Raw genomic sequence first — 18,453 nt, 5'->3', positions numbered from 1 at the left:
GTATATACACTGTTATGATGATTGCTTAGTATGCGAAGAAGAATCTTTATTCAAAGCCACCGATAATATCATCGTAATAATACAGGCAGTGCCGACCCATTGAAAAAAACCAAAAGATTCTTTTAACCAAAAAACTGTTGTTAATACGGCCGCTAACGGTTCCAAACTCCCTAAGAGGCTTGTTTCTTTAGGTGAAAGACTTTGCAAACTTTCTATATAAAACCAGAATGCCATCATTGTACCAAAAATTATTACAAAAACTAAATATATATAAGATTCCACTGTTAAGCTATTAAAGTCCATTTGCCAAGGAGGGTGGATAAAACTTAATGTAAACCCACCAATAACCATCGCCCAACCAACAATGACAAGAGATTCGAATTGTGCTAGAAGAGGAACTGCATATAATGTGTAAAATGCAAGAGCTAATCCAGACAAGACACCCCAGACAATTGCGGGTATTGGTACAGATAGACTTGAGATTGAACCATTCGTTAATAAGAAAAAGCAACCCCCTAATGCAAGAAAAACAGTTAACACATCTTGTCTTGTAAATACAGCCTTCTTACGTAAAACCAAATAAATAATAATCATCACAGGTGCTAAGTATTGTAATAGTGTTGCAACGGCAGCATTCCCATATTTAATCGATGCCATATATGTATATTGGACCGAAAGCATACCTAGTAATCCAAATATAATGAGTTGAACAGCTGTTCTTTTATTTTTCCAGATGCCAAAAACTTGGGAACGGCTTTTTCCAAAAAACTGTATGCTTAAAAGCAAGAATCCGGATATGAGCAATCGTGTCGTAACGAGCCAATTTACATCAATTTTACTTTGGTGAAATAGTTTCTGTGCAACTGTACCTCCCACACCCCAAAATATAGCCCCCATAATTACGAGTAACAATCCTTTTCTTCTAGTAGTTCTATGCATGTTCATACTCCACCTCTAATATAATAATAGTGTTATAATAAGGGGAAAATAATTATAATAATACATAAAAAGAATGAAAAAATATAAATATATTGAGGTGATGATGTGCAGGTGAACAATTTTGAAGTAAATAAAAGTTTAAAAGAACTCACCCAACATCGTACTGTTGAATTACCAATTGCATGTTATGAGACAAAGATAAACCAAAACATTCATGGTCATATACCGCTCCATTGGCATGAGGAAATTCAATTTGTGTTGGTTCTTATCGGTGAAGCAACTTTTCAAATAAACGAAGAGAAATTAATAGTACGAGAAGGAGAAGGTGTATATATAAATAGTGGCTGTTTGCATATGGCAGAAGATAGGAAAAAAACAGACTGTGTCTATATTTGTTTAAATGTATCACCTCATTTCGTCCTCCCACAAGAACTCTATACGACTTATGTTCTTCCTTTTATTCAAGCAACTAACTTATCTTACATCCCTGTTGATACGAATACGCAATGGGGTAAAAACATAGTAGAAGCCATTCTTAAAATCAAAGAGTTGATGGAACAAAAAGTGCAGTTCTTTGAAATGGATATAAACATGCAACTAACGGTGATTTGGAAAAACCTAATCTGTAATGGTTTTCAACCAGAATATATTCAGACAGAAAAGTTAAAAAGTCAACGAATGAAACAAATGTTAAGTTGGATCCAAGTTCATTATACTGAGAAAATCAAATTAGAGGATATTGCTAAAGCCGGTCAATTGAGCCGCTCTGAATGCTGTAGGTACTTCAAGCGAACTTTAAAAACGACACCATTAAATTATGTAATTGATTATCGAATTCAAAAAAGCCTTCTCCTTTTACTGCAAGAAGAGACTAGTGTGACAGAAGTTGCTTATGAAGTCGGTTTTAATAGTACCAGCTATTTTATTGAAAAATTTAAAAGATCAATGAACATGACACCGTTAGCATATAAAAAATACTTTATGGAGGATTGAAGCATCTATTTCGGGGACTCTCTCAAAATAAGCAAAAGAAAAAGACCTATCATATCCACTATGCTAGGCTTTTTTCTTAATATTTTGGTTGCTTGCCGTAAAAACAAAACAGGTAATACATGCAACGAATGATACAACCATGCCGAACAATAATCCAAAACCCTTCATAAATATGTCTTCCCCTTGATAAGAAGGCTTGATGGTAACAAACCAATAGATGAATAGTATTAAAAGGAAAAAGTAAAAACTGCTCCCAACTACGCTCATTTTTATACGATTTCGTTTTGATCCTTGCCAAGCTTTATTTATAGCTATCCATAGAAGAATGCTAGTCAATACAGCAGCAAACATTAAAAGTATGTGAAGATAAGGGATGGGAAAGAAAATCAATAGGTAAAGAATTAAGCCAGTTGAGAAGAACAAAACAGCATTCATACAAAATAAAAATAGGCCAGAGAGCCAATGGTTTTGGAACCAGTTTGCGTTTTTTAACTTATGTACAAGATTATTTTTTTTACCAAGATGTTCAATGAATGTCTTTCTAAAATAAATGATGAGTAAAACTCCGATACATCCAACCATTAATATAGACGTCATAATACTACTCCCCTTTAATCAACTTATCAGTTGGATAATTGTTTGTGGCAGGCTTAAAAGGCCATAGATCGGCATTCGGTTTTCTCAGACAGTCAGATCATTTTCTGCTTTTATGTGAAGAGCTCTTTCTAATGTTTCTTGTAGGACTGCTGCGAACAAAGTAATAACAACAGTAACAAAAATGATAGCAGCCGCAATAAGTGCGAGGCCTGGGTGAAGAGCATTTTGTTGGAGAAGGATGAGCACACCGATTGTATACATTGAAATAATCGTTAACGCACTCTTCTTTATACATCCTAATGCCTCGACAGCTACCTTTGAAAAAGCGGTTTCCTCCTGAATAAAATTTAGTAATCGATAAGCTTGATATAAAGCGATATAAAAAGGTATTGCAGTGATATAAATGCCTATTAGAAGAGGTAATGCCAAGTAAGCATATGTTGGGTTAGCTTCTGCAGCTTGACTGGCCATGCTCGGTAACCAAAAAACGCAGCATATTAAGAGGAATAGGCCAATCACAATAATAGAAAACCTCAAAAAAATTAACGATTCCCTTTTCATAAAGACCTCCAAATTTTGTTATTACAGCTATCATACTAATTTATTTATCGTTTTTCAATAAAAATATATTCTTTTTCACTATTAATTTATAATTGTGCTTTTAGAAACGAATAAAGGATTCATATTTTGATGCCTTTACAGAAAAACACGCAGGCCCTTAAGAAAAGGCCCGCGTGTTTTATTTCGTGAAAGTATAATGTCTTTCTACATTATCCTCAAATTTAATTTCTAATTCAATTTTCTTGTAATCTGAACCTAAATGGAAGACAGAGATAACTTCATTTAATACCTCTTGGTCTGGGGTTTTTGAATCGAATGTTAATTTTTTAAAGAGTTTTTGCACATGTTCGTACGCCGCGTTACCTTCTAACAATTGATTTTTACGATTATTTTCTACTTTTACTTCTGCCCCGTCACGTTCATTTTCATATTCAATATTGTAAAATTGATTAGCTCCATAATCTACTTCTAAATCAAATTCGGAGAAGCTAAAAGGAGCACCGTTGACTTTTTTATTGGTAGTATCGTTGCTATTTGGTGGCGCAGTTGTGACAGGTTCGTTTTCACCGCTGTTAGAGACTGGTGCATTCTTGTGTACATTTGATGCTTTATCTTTATCGCCGCAGCCCATTAGCGAAGCGGCTAAAAGAGGAATCGCAAGAATAGCAGACCATTTAGACATGTTCTTCATCTCCTTTATAGTATTAGCAATAGTATTTGCAGATAAAGGGATGAATAAACATATAACTACCATTCTTTATAAATAAACAAGGTTTGTTCATTTTATACCTTTAAATTGTTGTGTATAGCAAACCGGTCCATCATTTTCTGACTGGATGAAGATAACCCTCTAAGTGTTACTGTATTACCATTAACATGAAACTTCTGAATTACTTTGTCAATGGCCAATACCGCTGAATCATCCCATATTTGAGCATTGGAAAAATCTATTATCACTTCTTTATGCTCCACATTGTAATGAAAAGAATCAATGAAACGGTCTGATGAAGCAAAGAATAGTTGCCCTTTGACTATACAAATAATTTCTTCATTCACTTGTTGTTCTTTTACTTGCAAACGAGATATCTTAGCTACGAAAAATAATGCACTTAAAATGACGCCTGCTAAAACACCTTTTGATAGGTCATGGGTGGCAATCACAATAATAACCGTGACAAGCATTACAATCGCATCCATCTTAGGAGCTTTTCTTATATATGAAAAGGACGACCAATCAAATGTTCCTATTGAAACGATAATCATAATGCCTGCTAAAACAGACATCGGAATTTGAACAACCAAATCGCCAAGAACAACAATCAAGAACATAAGGAAAATGCCTGCTACGAATGTTGACAATCTGCTTCTCCCACCAGAGCTTACATTTATGACCGATTGGCCGATCATTGCACATCCTGCCATACCGCCAAAAAAGCCATTTACAATGTTGGCAATACCTTGACCTCTCGCTTCTTTATTCTTATTGCTTTCGGTCTTAGTCATATCATCTATAATGGATGCTGTTAGTAAAGACTCTAATAAACCAACGATCGCTAAGGCGAATGAATAAGGGAAAATAATTTTCAATGTTTCAAACGAAAAAGGAACATCAGGAATAAAGAAATTAGGTAATGATTTAGTAATTTCACCTAGATCACCAACTGTACGTAGATCCATATGTGTATTCATCGCTATCGCTGTTAAGATAACTATAGCAATTAAGGGTGCAGGAATTGCCTTGAAAAATCTAGGTACTATATAGACAATTAACAATGTGATACCTATAAAGACATATGTCATATTAGGGACATGAATAAAGTTCGGCACTTGAGCCATGAAAATTAAGAGGGCAAGCGAGTTAACAAAACCAATCATGACAGCACGAGGAATGAATTTCATCAGCTTTGCTATTTTAAATATGCCAAATAGTACTTGGATAACCCCTGTTAATATGGTGGCTGCCAACAAATAGTTAAGTCCGTGCTCTTTTACTAATGGGCCCATCAACAAAGCCATAGAACCAGTAGCAGCAGAAATCATTGCTGGTCTTCCTCCGACAAAAGAAATAATAACTGCGATGCTGAAAGAAGCATACAACCCCACCATTGGGTCAACGCCAGCAATGATTGAAAAAGCAAGTGCTTCAGGAATTAAAGCTAAAGCTACCACAATACCTGCAAGAATATCCGCTCTTACATTAGAAAACCATTGTTTCTGGATGCTTTCTAACATATATTCACCTCATTTCGATAATATCTGTTTAAGAGTTATATAGCTTGAAGCTTTTTAACTTTTTCAGACAACAAAATGAAGTATAACACCTTACTTCCCAAAATAGAACCATTTTGGAACTATTTTTTGATGATTTATAGTATGTTATAATAGAAAAAACGACTTTTATATAGGAGAGCCAATATGTTAATAGGATATATGAGGCCTTATATTGAGGATCAAAACTGTGAAAAACAAATCCAAACACTTCAAAGCTTTCAATGTGATCAGTTGATTCAAGAAGAACATTCGTCTGCAAAGAAAAGGATACATTTGCAAAAGATGATGGAAAACATTCAATCTGGAGATAAAATACTTGTAAACAGATTGTTTATCTTAGCAGATTCGACGCGCCATTTAGTTGAACTATTAGAGATTGCCCATGCTAAAGGTGCTTTCTTCTATTCGATTCACGAGGGTATCGATACAAGTAGCGAAGGCGGCTATTCATTTGAGGAGATTGTTAAACATTTACTTGATTTTCAAAGTGACGTCATTAGTGAAAGAACAAGAAAGGGTTTAGATAGAGCAAAACAAAAAGGAGTATCAGCTGGACGCCCTAAAAAACCGGATGAAAATGTGAAGCGCGCCATCCAAATGTATCAAAGTAAGCAACATAGTCTTACAGAAATAAAAAATGAAACAGGTATCAGCAAATCAACCTTATATAGGTATCTTGAACGTTAAATATAATTTAAAAACACCAGCGACTCCCCAAATATTTCGGGAATCCACTGGTGTTTTATATTATCCTTCTGTTAAAGCATAGTACTTCTTTTCTATTCCGTTAATTTCAACGATTAAAACATCATTTCTTTCTTTCGTTGAGTATATCTTAGTTCCTACTGGAATATTGTTAGCCATCTTATTCTTAAAGGTTTGGCCAGAGCCATATTTACTTTCCACTTTGCCAATTTCTTTATCTTTGGTTACTTCCAATTGATTAACCCAATCAATATTTGTTTGATAAAGAGTATCATGGACCATTAACAGATCGGCATTATTATCTTCTTTTAATACTTCCGCTGCTGTAGGCGGTGCACTCACAGTCTGTGTTTCCTTAACTTTGCTTCCGCACGCTGTCACGAAAATAGATACTGCAACAAGAAGTACGATGAGTGTTTTATAGCTCATCGCTAATTCCCCCCTGAAACTAAATTAATAGCTTAGTTTACATTTCCAGCTTGCATCGCGTAATTTCTTACTATCATACCATTGGTTTGTTTCATGTCGAGCTGTTCATAATAAGCTACTAAATCATCATCACAACATAAATCCACCATATAGATATCTTCTAATTCATGCAACATACGCTTTACCAAATCTTTGCCGATACCTTTACTTTTATACTCAGGCAACACTTCTAGAAGTGGAATATACGCGGACAACACACCATCGCTAATCGCCGTTATAAAACCTACTACCTTATTTTTCTCTTTATCAAGTGCAAGTACCACTTTATTGCTGTTTTTTAGTAATTGTAGATGTGTTATCGGACTTGGCGGGTTTGGCCAATCCACGAAAAAGCCTTGTAGCATATCTGAAGAAATGTTATCTAGAGAATTTGTATAAATCATCATCATTCAACTCCTGAATTGTATTTTTCAACATCATAGAAGCAGATGATTAATCAAAAGTATAATAACAATATAGCGACCCCCACATTTTAGTTCACACTATAAAGTTCGATAAAGGAACAGCAAACCCCTTCCATTATTCGAAAACTTTTATAAAACTTCTTTAGTGCCAAGACTGATTAAATGGTTTAAAACGAAGCAATACTTTTCCTCTGATCTCTTTCCTATAATCGATCGGCCCAAAGTCTCTAGAATCCATAGAATGATTGCGATTATCTCCCATAACAAAGACTTTACGTTTTGGAATCACGATATCAATTGATGGACTATCCATTGTTTCTTTTATGTATGGCTCTTTAACCATTTTTCCATTGCGATAGAGTGTTTTTCCTCTAATTTGAATATGGTCTCCCGGCAAACCAATGACACGTTTTATATATAAGTCATGGCCCGCTACAATGTCAGCATCAAAACTGACAATATCATTATATTCTGGGGCATGAAATTCGTAGGAAACTTTGCTGGAAAGCAGGTAATCCCCTTCATGTAAACTGTTTTCCATACTATCTCCTACGACGACCTCGGGCGTAAAAAAAGTCCGAAAGAGCATCACCAAAAGAATCATTACTACAAGAGTAAAAATAAAATATTTAAAGTCCTCTATTAATGCAGCATATTTTTTCACTAAAATCGCCTAATTTCTATTAAGAATATGGTTGTGGTTAATTCTATTATTATCTATACTCCCTTCCTTACGCAATGCTATAAAAGGAGAGATGTCTCAAGCTCTCCTAATACCTGATAAAGACATAATGGTCGGAATAGCAATCATGAGAATGACAAAAACCCACAGCATTCCCTCTAAATTTGAATCATTTCCTATTGCCATTTGTATAGATTGCCAGATATAAACCGATTGAAAGAGAAATAGCATTGTTCTAATAAAAACTAAAAGGCACACCATTTGTTTCGTTTCTCTTTGCTGATCGCTAGTAAGCTGGATGTGCGGGTTCTTATGATAGCTTGGGGATTTTTCTAACCAATATAGTCCCACAGCCAGAATGCCAATTAACAATGGAAGGAAAAGCAAGAAAACGCGCGAGCCGAGTTCTATAGACTCTCCTCTTACCCCAAAATCAATAGGTACTTTCAATGGAATGCTTGAGAACATAAACCATACATAAGAAGCAGAAACTACAAATAGTCCAAACCCACTTAAATTGACGAGTTGCAACAACAAAAGGCTTCTTCCTTGAAAAGTTGTATGGTGTTTCATGCTAAATCTCCCCGCTTCTTTTTATAAAAGTTATGGTTAGATTGGACAATTATACAATTATTATGTATGATTCTAAACCTGATAAGATGAAAATTTGGTAAAATCATTACAATTAAGATAAAATAGTTAATGGTAAAAGAAGGAGTGAATAATATGGTAAAACAAACAGTTACATTAAATAATGGCAATGAAATGCCTGCAGTAGGCTACGGTACATTTCGTGTAAAAGATAGCAATGAACTTTCAGATATGGTTGTAGTAGCTATCAAAGAAGGTTACCGCCACATTGATACAGCGCACATCTATCAAAATGAAGAGAGTGTTGGTTTAGGTATTAAAAAAGCAATCGATGAAGGACTTGTTACGCGTGAGGAATTATTCGTAACCTCAAAAGTATGGAATGACGGGCTTACATATGATGAAACAATCGCAGCTTATGAAGAAAGCCTTCGCAAACTAGGTCTAGATTATTTAGATCTTTATATTATTCACTGGCCAGGCCTAGATGAAAATTATGTAGAAGTGTATAAGGCGCTTGAAGAACTTTATAATAATAAAAGAGTCAAAAATATTGGCGTCAGCAATTTCCACGTTCATCACCTGGAAACATTGCTTTCAAAAACATCAGTAGTCCCTGCAGTAAATCAAATCGAATTCCAACCAAAATTAACACAAGTTGAAGTACGAGAATACTGCAAAAAACACGGTATTCAAGTTGAAGCTTGGTCTCCTCTTATGAATGGCGAAATTTTAAACCATGAAGTTCTTGTTGATATCGCAAAAAAATATAATAAATCAACAGCTCAAATTGTATTAAAGTGGGACTTAGAAAATGATGTCATTACGATTCCCAAATCAATGACACCATCTAGAATCCGTGAAAATCTGGAGTTATTTGATTTTGAATTAACACAAGATGAAATCGACAAAATTTCTTCATTGAACGAAGGATTCCATTTCGGTCCGAATCCTGACGAATATAACTTCAATAATTAATCATAAAAAGGCAAAAGCTCTTAGAGCTTTTGCCTTTTGTTTTTTTATTGAGGTAAACTGTCGTTGACAATTTTACGATAGTATTTTGTTGAAAGGATAGCGAAGATAGAGTAAAGAACAATATAGATGCCAATCGTTACAACTAGTGGGATTACTAATTCTGTTCCAAATAACATCCAGCCTGATTTTACTGCAAAGTAGCTATGGCAAACACCAACAACTAGCGGGATGCCAAAACTAAAGAGTTGCTTGCGGCGTATTCCTTTCATGATTTCGTCTGTCGTAAAACCAATTTTACGAAGAGTTTTAAAGGATTCCCGCTCTTCTTCAGCTTCTGTCATCTGTTTAAAGTAGAGGATGCTGCCAGTTGCAAGTAAGAAAGCTAGTCCTAAAAAGCCAGTCACAAAAATAAGTAATCCAATGTTTTCTAGAGAATGCTTGTATGTTTCGCTCTTGATGGAAAATTGTTCTTCCGGAGCAAAATCCCCTTTACTATGTGATGTGAAAATACCACCTTTTGTTGACTTTTTATAAATTGAAATGGCTTTATCCATCTGCTCACTATTAGTAATCGTGTAGCCAGTATAGGTACGCCAGCCTGTTTGTTTAAGAATTTGTTTGTTAGTCTTAATTTGATTAAACAACTGATCTGACAGTACAATTGTTTTTTTTCCGCCATATGTTATTTCTGAAGGAACACTATTCTTTGCTTCAACCCCTATTAACTTCAAATGTTTAATCGAATTATTTACTCTTAATTTCATTTGGTTACCGATTTCTAATGGCATTATTTTTTGGAATATGGAGTTGTAACCCAGTATATAAGCTTCGTTTTTATTTAAGCTAATAGAAGGTAATTTTTTCTTTACATCACTTTCTTTTAGAACAATTGTATCAGAGTACTGATTACCTTTGCTCGCTTGTTTTGCTTCTTCATTTTTCATCACTGGTGTGAAATCGATAGGGACATTTAATAATTCATAATGATCTGTTTTATAATTTATTTCTTTTGCTTGTAGTGATTTTTCAAAAGCACTATCTTGATCATTAGCAACACTCATATCATAGGGAGTATATTGCTCTATTTGTGCCCCTATTGAATAGTAGGTAATGGACGATAGAGAAAGAACTGTAAGCGCGAGTGCCGTCAAAACCGTAATAATTGATAATGACAATGCATTACTTTTCATTCTATGCATAATGGGCGATACGGCCAGGACATCTTTTAATGAGAGATGTCCATTTTTAGAGCTGCGAATGGCATTCATAATTAAAGCAATAGAAAAACGGAAGACGAAATAAGTACCAATAATGACACTAGCCAATACGACTCCCATTTTGATAAATAATGTGTTTTCGTTTGCACTCTCATTTATATTAAAAATTGTAGTTGATAAATAGTACCCATACACAATAGCTGCTAGGCCTACTGCACCTAAAATGAGTTGAATTGGATTCATCTTTTTCATTTTTTGCTCACTGTTACTTGTTGTATGGAATAACTGTAACAACGTTGAACGATTTACAACCCATGTTGTTTGAATCAATACAATAATAAATAATCCAGCAAAAACAATCAGTGTTTGGACTAGTGCTATGAATGAAAAATCTAGCATAACTAATCCATCAACATGTATAATCTTCAAGAAAATTAGCGCAAAGAAACGTGAAAATAGGAACCCGATTAGAATGCCTGCTACTAAGGCAGCCACCCAAAGCAATAAGTTTTCAAGTGCAAGAATATAAGAGATTGTTGACTTTGGCATTCCAACAATTTGGTATAATCCAATTTCCTTACTTCGTCTTTTTAAAAATAACTGATTCGCATAGAAGACGAAGAAAAAGACAATAATCACAAGCATAACAGCGCCTACTTTAAAGCCGGCTCCTGCCTTTATGCTTGACCGAGTTAATTGATCAATCGCATCATTATGCTGCAATGTCACAAATGAAAAATAAAGGGCTGCACTGAAAATCAATGCGAAAAAATAGAGATAGTAGTGTTTAATGTTCTTTCGCATGCTGCGAAGAATTAATGTACTAATCTTCATAGCCATCACCGCCTAGAACACCTTGCGTATGCATGATGTCTTGGAAAAATTGCGTGCGTTTTTTGTCGCCTTTATATAATTGTGTATAAATCTGTCCATCTTTTAAGAAAAGAACGCGACTGCAGTAACTTGCAGCGACGGGATCATGAGTGACCATCATAATAGTTGCACCATTTGTTTTATTTAAAGATGCTAAGTTCTCTAATAGAGACGAAGCAGCTTTTGAATCAAGTGCGCCTGTGGGCTCATCTGCGAATACAATACTCGGTTTAATAATTAGCGCACGAGCTGCTGCTGTACGTTGTTTTTGGCCGCCTGATAATTCATTTGGGTATTTCTTTAATAAATCTACAATCCCCAATTGCTTAGCTAATTTTTGGCACCGGTTTTCTGCTTCTTTTTCATTTGTTTTACCAACCGCGAGTGGAAGTAAGATATTTTCCTTAACTGTTAGCGTATCTAGAAGGTTGTAATCTTGAAAGATAAAACCCATCTCAGTACGCCGAAATGAAGCAAGTTGTTTTGATTTCATTTTTTGTAGCATTTGCCCATTGATCTCTATTGTCCCCTGGGTAGGATTATCAATTGAACAGAGTACGTTTAAAAGCGTTGTTTTCCCAGAACCTGATGGCCCCATGATCCCAACATATTCCCCTGCTTCTACATCTAAGTCAATCCCCTTTAATACTTCTTGTGCAGACTGTTTTTTTCCATATATCTTTTTGATTTTACGTCCTTTTAATATTTCCATATTATCTCCTCCTGATTAACTATTTATATTTTATAAAACTCTTGATAAATAATCGTTCGATTGACGTGACATTTAAAAAAGCAAAGTGACAAAAATGTCACTTTGCTATGGTTTCCAAGTAAGGATTGGATGTAGGGAAAGTAAGTGTGAACGTACTCCCTTCATTTATTGAAGATTGTACAGTAAGATTAATCCCTAATTTAACAGCCGCATTCCTTGCGAGGTAAAGGCCCATTCCTGTTGATGCGCTCTGCTTTCGTCCTGTCGTTCCTGTAAAGGATTTATCAAAAATTCTAGGTAAATCAGAAGGAGCAATCCCTTCTCCAGTATCTTCAATGGACAGTATTTTATGTCCTTTATCATCAGTAGACATACGGATTGTAATAACATCTCCATTATGGCTATATTTCACCGCATTGGTTAGTATTTGTCTTAGTAAAAAGGATAACCATTTTTGATCTGTTAAAACCTTTTCTACATTACCCTCTACTTCAATAGCCAAATTTTTCGCAAGGCACCAGGATTGTAGCTCCTTTACTTCAAGCATGATAACAGATGAAAGGTTTATCTGCTGCATCATAGTATCCTGCTCGATTTCAGCCAGTCGCAAAGTATGAAGCGTTTGATCTAGAAGTAAATGAATTCTGAGCCATTCAACTTGAAGTGATTTTTGATATTCTCTTGGCAAATCTTCAATCATGAGTTTCATTGCTGTGAGAGGCGTTTTCACCTCATGAATCCATGCTAAATGCTCATCGCGCTCTTGCATTCTTCTGATATTCAGTTCATTTTGATAATGCTCAAACTCCCGTTCAATTCCCTTGATTCTAGCGAGAAATACATCATTCATACACTGATACTCGCTAAGATCTTCATCCATTTCCTTAATGGCAATAGATTCTCTAAAGTAACGCCACAACAAAAACACTAGGAAAAAGAAGATTGTCGTTAAATTCATATACATGATGGAAATCAGCTTAAAGCCTGTATCTAGGTAGATTAAAAAATTAATCCATACTAAGCAGCCTATGAAAAATAGAATCCAAGGAAGCCGATCTTTTAGATAAAATAAAAACAATTAGGACACGTCCCTTGTAATCGCCATATAACCAAGTCCTTTTTTTGTAACAATCACATCAGCCAAGTTCAATTGTTCTAGTTTGCCTCTTAATCGGTTAATATTAACTGTCAATGTGTTGTCATTGACAAATCGTTCGTCATCCCAAAGCTCACGCATTAAATCATCTCTAGAGACAATTTGGTTTTTATACTTTAATAGAATTCGCAAAATGGATTGCTCATTCTTAGTTAAATCAGCGGTTTGGTGTTGGTATGTAACAGTGCTAGAAGCGTAATCGATTGATGCTCCATTCCATAATACATACTCATCTTTTTCTCCTTCTTCTGCATAAGCATAGGTCCTTCGTAAAATAGCTTGGACCTTTGCTAGTAGAACGTCCATATGGAATGGCTTTTGAATATAATCATCCGCTCCCATTCCCATTGCCATCACCATATCCATGGGCTGATCGCGAGATGACAAGAAGAGAATTGGTACATTAGAAATAGCACGAATTTCTCTGCACCAATGAAATCCATCGTATGCAGGAAGCTGAATATCAATTAAAACAAGCTGGGGATTTATTTCATGATATGAATGCATGACATCCTTGAAATTTTCAGGCTGTTTCACGTTTAAATCCCACTTTGTAAATTGCTGTTTTATTAGTTGAAATATTGACGTATCATCTTCGATTAATAAAATAGTAAATGCCATATGCAAGCTCCTTATCAAGTCCTTTAAACTTTATTTATCATACCACTTCTTTTAAAATATTTTCATCCTCATCTAAATCTTTAATAGTTGAATATAACAACAATAATTAATAATAAAAAGGCAAAAGTTCTAAGAGCTTTTGCCTTTTACACAATAAGAAGATTATATTTGAATTTCAATCGACGTTCCGCAATCAATCTCACTTTGAATGGTGATTTGACCGTCATGGGCTTTGATTATATCATGGGCAATCGCCATACCTAGTCCAGACCCCTTATGTGCAGCTCCAGTATTTGTACCCCGATAGTAGCGATCAAAAATCCTTTCTATCTCTTTCTTCTTAATGCCCTTACCATTATCTTTAATCAAAATATGTGTATGGTCTTTCTTTTCAATACTTATTTCTATCTTTACATGATCATTGTTATGAACAATAGCATTATAAATTAGATTATTAATAGCCCTGCGGAAAAGTATTTCATCCACTTCTTCGATTATGATCTCTTGCTTCACATGAAACTGTATTTCACGATTCCCATATTTAGGATCATTCAATACATCAATCACAATTGTACGCAGAAGGGCGACAATATTTATTTCTTTTTTGTTTAAAGAAAGTTCTTTGTTCTTTATTCTAGTTGATAAATTTAAATCTTCCATGACGTCTTTAATGTATCGTGACTTTTCCTCAATTATTCCTGCATATTCCCTTATTTCATCAGTAGAAAAAGTATAATCTTTATCTTTCATCATTTCTGCATAGCCTTGAATAGAGGAGAGCGGAGTTTTAATATCATGAGAAATGTTGGAAATCCATTCCTCTCTCATTAAATCGAGTCTTTTCCTTTCTTTCTCACTTAACTTTAATTGGTCAGCTAAATGATTTAAATTATAAAAGACATTTTTATATAACCCTCTTGGCTTAGCATGGTGATTAAATTCATGATTAGCAAGTTTTTTTATACCGTCAATTAGAGTATACAATGGCTGTGTTAACCTTTTGCTAAAGACATAACCGATCATTAACGCAATTAAGATATCAACAAGAAAAATAATTACCCCAATATTAAATAATCTAATTATATCTTGATTGTTGTAGGAGATAAATTGGCGATCTAAATTTTGATTTTCAATACCTAACAAATAGCTAAACTGATGTCCATTTATATTCTTTTCTCCTACATAAACGACTGTTTTTGCATTTATTTCTTTATACTTATACATTTGAATAATATCTGCAGGTATATACTTTTTCTTACTGTTTGGAGGAGTTCTAAACCCGTATACCTCTGTACCGTTTTCATCCAAGATTTGAATCCACGCATTCTTTTTCGTTAACTTTTTTTCTCCTTCTTCAGAAATTGTCACTGCATGCTTCTCTGTGATGATCTCTTTATTAAAGTTTCTTGTGAATTGTTCGGGTGATATTTCATGATTTTGAAAAATTGGGACACCAAAAGAATTCTGTGCTGTAAGCAAACCTATCCCAAGGAAGAGATTAATGAAAATAACTGAAATAACTACCAATACAATAGAAATTAAATATCTTCCTGTTAGCTTCCACTTCATAACTATTCTTCCTCTATAACCAGCTTATACCCTAAGCCTTTAACGGTCATCAGAAATTGAGGATGAGAAGGCTTTTCTTCGATTTTTTCACGAAGCCTTCGTATATGAACCATGACTGTATTATCCATCCCGAAAAAATCTTCACCCCATACTAAATCATAAAGCTGTTCTTTGCTAATTACCTTGTTTTTATTTTGTAGGAAAACTTTCATCAGCCCAAGTTCTTTTGGTTTCAATTCAATCACTCGTCCACTCTTTTTTAACTCCGCTTTTTCTTCGTTTAATTCAAATGGACCTGCCTTTAATTTTCTCTCTACCACTGCTTCAGACTTCATGTATTCTGTGCGGCGTAAATGAGCTTTAACACGATAAGCAAGCTCTTTAGGGCTAAATGGTTTTGTAATGTAATCATCCCCACCAATGGCAAAACCCAATATCTTATCTATTTCTTCCGTTTTAGCTGATAAGAATAGAATAGGTACCTTGGAGATATTTCTTATTTGTTTACAGACATCATAGCCTTCTCCATCCGGTAGCATAATGTCCAATATAACAAGATCTGGGTTATTGTTTTGAAATTGTTCCAACCCTTCTTGAGAAGTAGTTGCCGTTATAACGTTTTCGATTCCTTCTTTTTTTAGTACGGTTTTGATAAGGCGTAAAATATCTTCCTCATCATCGATGATTAGAATTTTATTGTTTATTGACACGATGTATGACCTCCAGATTTGTCCTCTGCTTATTATATTATAGTAAAAAGGAATCCTTTTACATAAGGATTCCTTCTTCATAATTATTTTACCAACTTCTCACTAGCTTTTTTGGGAATATCCCCTTTTTTCACTTCCTGATATGAAGTAACACCTTTATCATTTTTTACAAATAAAGATAAATAAGCATTTTTCCGAAGCTGTTTTTGTGCGGTAAATGTTAATGTTTTAGCTTTACCATCCTTATCGAAAGCGGGGAGTTTATACTCATAAGAAACATATGTTTTCCCATTATCATCTTTATCTTTTAACATCGTTCCTTCTCCAGTAATTTGAGTGTAGTATTGTTCTGCACCTAACCTATTGAAGTTAACATTCTGAAGAATAACTAATCCGCCGACTATTATGACAATAGCTACAATAAATCCAATTAATTTTTTCATGTTTTTTTCCTCTTTTCTATTTAATGATTATCTTGTAATAGTTCCTTACTGTTAAGAAATAATAGACAATGTAAATACAAACGTATGCGCCTATACAGATGCTGACAGGCATCATCAAATTTGTTTCCATTAACTTAGATAGCATGGTTAGTGCCACGATTGAGTGTGAAATACCTGCTATTAATGGCAATGCAAAAATGAATAGGATTTGTTTTGAAATCGACCTTTTCACTTCTTTTTTGTTTACACCAATTTTGTGTAAAATCACATAACGGTCTTTATCTAAGGTTGCCTCAGTCAGTTGTTTAAAGTAGATAATGCTTCCTGTTGCTGCAAGGAATACTAATCCTAAAAATCCTGCAATGAAAATGATTAAACCTGTTGATTCCAAACCTTGGGCATAATTTGAATAGAAACTTGAGAAATCTGCTTCCTCTGGTAACAAGTTTTCTATTTTTTTTGTTAAAACTTTGGCATTCTCGTCATTACTTAGTTTGTAAACTTCCATGTTGACGACTTTTGTTTTACCTGCAAATTTTGCGAATAGTTCATCACTAATTACAATTGTCATACCTGCTGTAGGTGTATTTAATACATTATATTTCTTCAATTTTTTAAAGGTAATATCCTCATTTTTATTATTCACTTTTAAAGGAATTGATGCCCCTATATACTTAGGCGAGAAACTCTCTGAATAGCCGGCTTCTAGTGCAGCTGCTTCATTTCCCTTTAATGATAAAGATTCATTTCTTTTTTGTAACTTAGCTAACTGGTTAAAGGTTTTGTTGTTGATTATGCTGTATTCCATTTCGTCAGGTAAATTGTTGTTATGAAGATTTGATATATTGACATCCACTATAAATGTCGGGACCGTCTCATGATAGATAATTTTATGATCTTTCGCTCCCCAGATCTGTTCATCGATCTGCTTAGATACATTTTCATTTTTAGCGATAAACATCATGCTATTAGGATTTATTAATTCTGCATTGCTACGATTGTTATAATATAAACTGTAGGCGGCTCCCACTGCAGTTAATGTTGTTGCACTTAGTACAGCAATAATTGTTAATGTACGTGCATTTCCTTTTATTCTATACAGTAGTTGCGATGTACTAATTAAGTTAATTCCATTCCAAAAATGTTTTTTGTTTTTTCGTAATAACTTTAATAAATAAACCGTTAATGTACTAAACAATAAATACGTGCCCAAAATAACTGCTAGTAAGATAAGAATTGGTGTTACCAAAAACCCTATCTTTCTCCATACTTCAGACATTAAGATATCTTGTAATGCAAGCCAATATCCAATGCCAACTAAGAGAACTGCAATTAATGCGGTGGTAATAGAAGACTTTGGTTCTTTTTCGCCTTCTTGTTCTGCTTTAAACAGCTCAATTAATTTAAACCGGTAAATTAACCGATATCCGTGTATTGAAGTAATGGCAGTAATCAGAATAAATACGATAACTGTATTTACAATTGCTTGAGAAGAAATAGCTAGACTTCCAATGGCTTTAAAACCCATTACTTTCATTAAAATGATGACAAAAACCTTTGAAAGGAACAAACCAAGGATAATGCCGATCACTAAAGCGATGAGCCCCATTATAAAATTTTCGTAAAATAGCATTCGGCCGATTTGCTTCTTGCGAACTCCAAGTAAAGAGTAGAGACCGACTTCTTTCTTACGTTTCTTCACAAAAAACGAGTTTGAATACCAAATAAATACAGCAACAAATATAATTAGCACAATGGAAGCACCATTAAAAACTGAGCTAATTTTATCGGATGTTTCCGTTGTTTCTTGTATTGATTGGTCATACTTTAAAGAAACAAAGGTAAAGTAAATGATAATACTAAAAATCATTGATCCTATATATAAAGAATAGTTAGCAAAGTTTTTTCGTATATTCTTTCTGGCGATGCTAAATAGCGTCAT

20 protein-coding genes are annotated in these 18,453 nt (G+C 34.4%); 3 read left to right on the top strand and 17 right to left on the bottom strand.

Annotation, left to right across the window (positions count from 1 at the left end; translation table 11 throughout):
* Positions 1-12: 12 nt before the first annotated feature.
* The gene (locus tag M2M59_RS08175; RefSeq protein ID WP_249774271.1) at positions 13-939 is read right to left on the bottom strand and encodes an EamA family transporter; all 927 of its coding nucleotides are present in this window, start codon (positions 937-939) and stop codon (positions 13-15) included.
* Between the two features lie 111 nt (positions 940-1,050).
* Between M2M59_RS08175 and M2M59_RS08170 the strand changes: the two genes are divergently transcribed.
* Positions 1,051-1,932, top strand: coding sequence for an AraC family transcriptional regulator (locus tag M2M59_RS08170; protein ID WP_371923777.1), 882 nt, complete (start codon positions 1,051-1,053; stop codon positions 1,930-1,932).
* Positions 1,933-1,995: 63 nt separating this feature from the next.
* Here the strand turns inward: M2M59_RS08170 and M2M59_RS08165 are convergent, their stop codons facing one another.
* The 4 genes from M2M59_RS08165 to M2M59_RS08150 all read right to left on the bottom strand — a co-directional run bounded on the left by M2M59_RS08165 (position 1,996) and on the right by M2M59_RS08150 (position 5,322).
* Complete coding sequence (locus M2M59_RS08165) at positions 1,996-2,529, bottom strand: hypothetical protein (protein ID WP_249774269.1); 534 nt, start codon at positions 2,527-2,529, stop codon at positions 1,996-1,998.
* Between the two features lie 84 nt (positions 2,530-2,613).
* The gene (locus M2M59_RS08160) at positions 2,614-3,000 is read right to left on the bottom strand and encodes a DUF2975 domain-containing protein (protein WP_249774268.1); all 387 of its coding nucleotides are present in this window, start codon (positions 2,998-3,000) and stop codon (positions 2,614-2,616) included.
* A gap of 268 nt (positions 3,001-3,268) precedes the next feature.
* Positions 3,269-3,772 (bottom strand): YusW family protein, encoded by a 504-nt coding sequence (locus M2M59_RS08155; RefSeq protein WP_184117482.1) that lies wholly within the window; start codon positions 3,770-3,772, stop codon positions 3,269-3,271.
* A 101-nt stretch (positions 3,773-3,873) separates the two neighbouring features.
* A complete protein-coding gene (locus M2M59_RS08150; protein WP_249774267.1) occupies positions 3,874-5,322 on the bottom strand; it encodes a SulP family inorganic anion transporter in 1,449 nt (482 codons plus the stop codon).
* Between the two features lie 183 nt (positions 5,323-5,505).
* Here M2M59_RS08150 and M2M59_RS08145 point away from each other — a divergent pair, with 183 nt between their 5' ends.
* On the top strand, positions 5,506-6,048 hold the full coding sequence (locus M2M59_RS08145; RefSeq protein ID WP_066787203.1) for a recombinase family protein: 543 nt from the start codon (positions 5,506-5,508) through the stop codon (positions 6,046-6,048).
* Positions 6,049-6,108: 60 nt separating this feature from the next.
* On the opposite strand, the gene M2M59_RS08140 is transcribed toward M2M59_RS08145, so the two are convergent.
* From M2M59_RS08140 to M2M59_RS08125, 4 genes are all read right to left on the bottom strand, one after another.
* The gene (locus tag M2M59_RS08140; protein WP_147193447.1) at positions 6,109-6,495 is read right to left on the bottom strand and encodes a hypothetical protein; all 387 of its coding nucleotides are present in this window, start codon (positions 6,493-6,495) and stop codon (positions 6,109-6,111) included.
* Between the two features lie 32 nt (positions 6,496-6,527).
* Positions 6,528-6,938 carry a GNAT family N-acetyltransferase gene (locus M2M59_RS08135; protein ID WP_147195040.1) on the bottom strand — a complete coding sequence of 137 codons (411 nt, stop codon included), beginning with the start codon at positions 6,936-6,938 and terminating at the stop codon, positions 6,528-6,530.
* Positions 6,939-7,101: 163 nt separating this feature from the next.
* Positions 7,102-7,623, bottom strand: a complete 522-nt coding sequence (lepB, locus tag M2M59_RS08130) for a signal peptidase I (RefSeq protein WP_256467854.1) — start codon at positions 7,621-7,623, stop codon at positions 7,102-7,104.
* 96 nt (positions 7,624-7,719) lie between these two features.
* Entirely contained in the window at positions 7,720-8,214 is a 495-nt protein-coding gene (locus M2M59_RS08125; RefSeq protein WP_249774266.1) for a hypothetical protein, read from the bottom strand.
* 153 nt (positions 8,215-8,367) lie between these two features.
* On the opposite strand from M2M59_RS08125, the gene M2M59_RS08120 reads away from it, so the two are divergent.
* A complete protein-coding gene (locus M2M59_RS08120; protein ID WP_305882074.1) occupies positions 8,368-9,210 on the top strand; it encodes an aldo/keto reductase in 843 nt (280 codons plus the stop codon).
* 44 nt (positions 9,211-9,254) lie between these two features.
* Here the strand turns inward: M2M59_RS08120 and M2M59_RS08115 are convergent, their stop codons facing one another.
* From M2M59_RS08115 to M2M59_RS08080, 8 genes are all read right to left on the bottom strand, one after another.
* The gene (locus M2M59_RS08115) at positions 9,255-11,261 is read right to left on the bottom strand and encodes an FtsX-like permease family protein (RefSeq protein WP_249774265.1); all 2,007 of its coding nucleotides are present in this window, start codon (positions 11,259-11,261) and stop codon (positions 9,255-9,257) included.
* Positions 11,251-12,012 (bottom strand): ABC transporter ATP-binding protein, encoded by a 762-nt coding sequence (locus tag M2M59_RS08110; protein ID WP_249774264.1) that lies wholly within the window; start codon positions 12,010-12,012, stop codon positions 11,251-11,253. Before M2M59_RS08110 ends, M2M59_RS08115 begins: the two co-directional genes overlap by 11 nt.
* Positions 12,013-12,109: 97 nt before the next feature.
* The gene (locus tag M2M59_RS08105) at positions 12,110-13,090 is read right to left on the bottom strand and encodes a sensor histidine kinase (RefSeq protein ID WP_249774263.1); all 981 of its coding nucleotides are present in this window, start codon (positions 13,088-13,090) and stop codon (positions 12,110-12,112) included.
* On the bottom strand, positions 13,091-13,789 hold the full coding sequence (locus M2M59_RS08100; protein ID WP_249774262.1) for a response regulator transcription factor: 699 nt from the start codon (positions 13,787-13,789) through the stop codon (positions 13,091-13,093).
* Positions 13,790-13,951: 162 nt separating this feature from the next.
* Positions 13,952-15,358: a sensor histidine kinase gene (locus M2M59_RS08095; protein WP_249774261.1), complete on the bottom strand. Its 1,407-nt coding sequence runs from the start codon at positions 15,356-15,358 to the stop codon at positions 13,952-13,954.
* A gap of 2 nt (positions 15,359-15,360) precedes the next feature.
* A complete protein-coding gene (locus M2M59_RS08090; RefSeq protein ID WP_371923776.1) occupies positions 15,361-16,068 on the bottom strand; it encodes a response regulator transcription factor in 708 nt (235 codons plus the stop codon).
* Positions 16,069-16,151: 83 nt separating this feature from the next.
* Complete coding sequence (locus tag M2M59_RS08085) at positions 16,152-16,511, bottom strand: YxeA family protein (protein WP_147193456.1); 360 nt, start codon at positions 16,509-16,511, stop codon at positions 16,152-16,154.
* A gap of 16 nt (positions 16,512-16,527) precedes the next feature.
* Complete coding sequence (locus M2M59_RS08080) at positions 16,528-18,453, bottom strand: ABC transporter permease (protein WP_249774260.1); 1,926 nt, start codon at positions 18,451-18,453, stop codon at positions 16,528-16,530.

This window comes from Rummeliibacillus sp. G93, assembly GCF_023515935.1.
Classification (GTDB): Bacteria; Bacillota; Bacilli; order Bacillales_A; family Planococcaceae; genus Rummeliibacillus; species Rummeliibacillus stabekisii.
The sequence above is the reverse complement of the archived record's forward strand: the minus strand, read 5'-3'. Positions and strand labels throughout refer to the sequence as shown.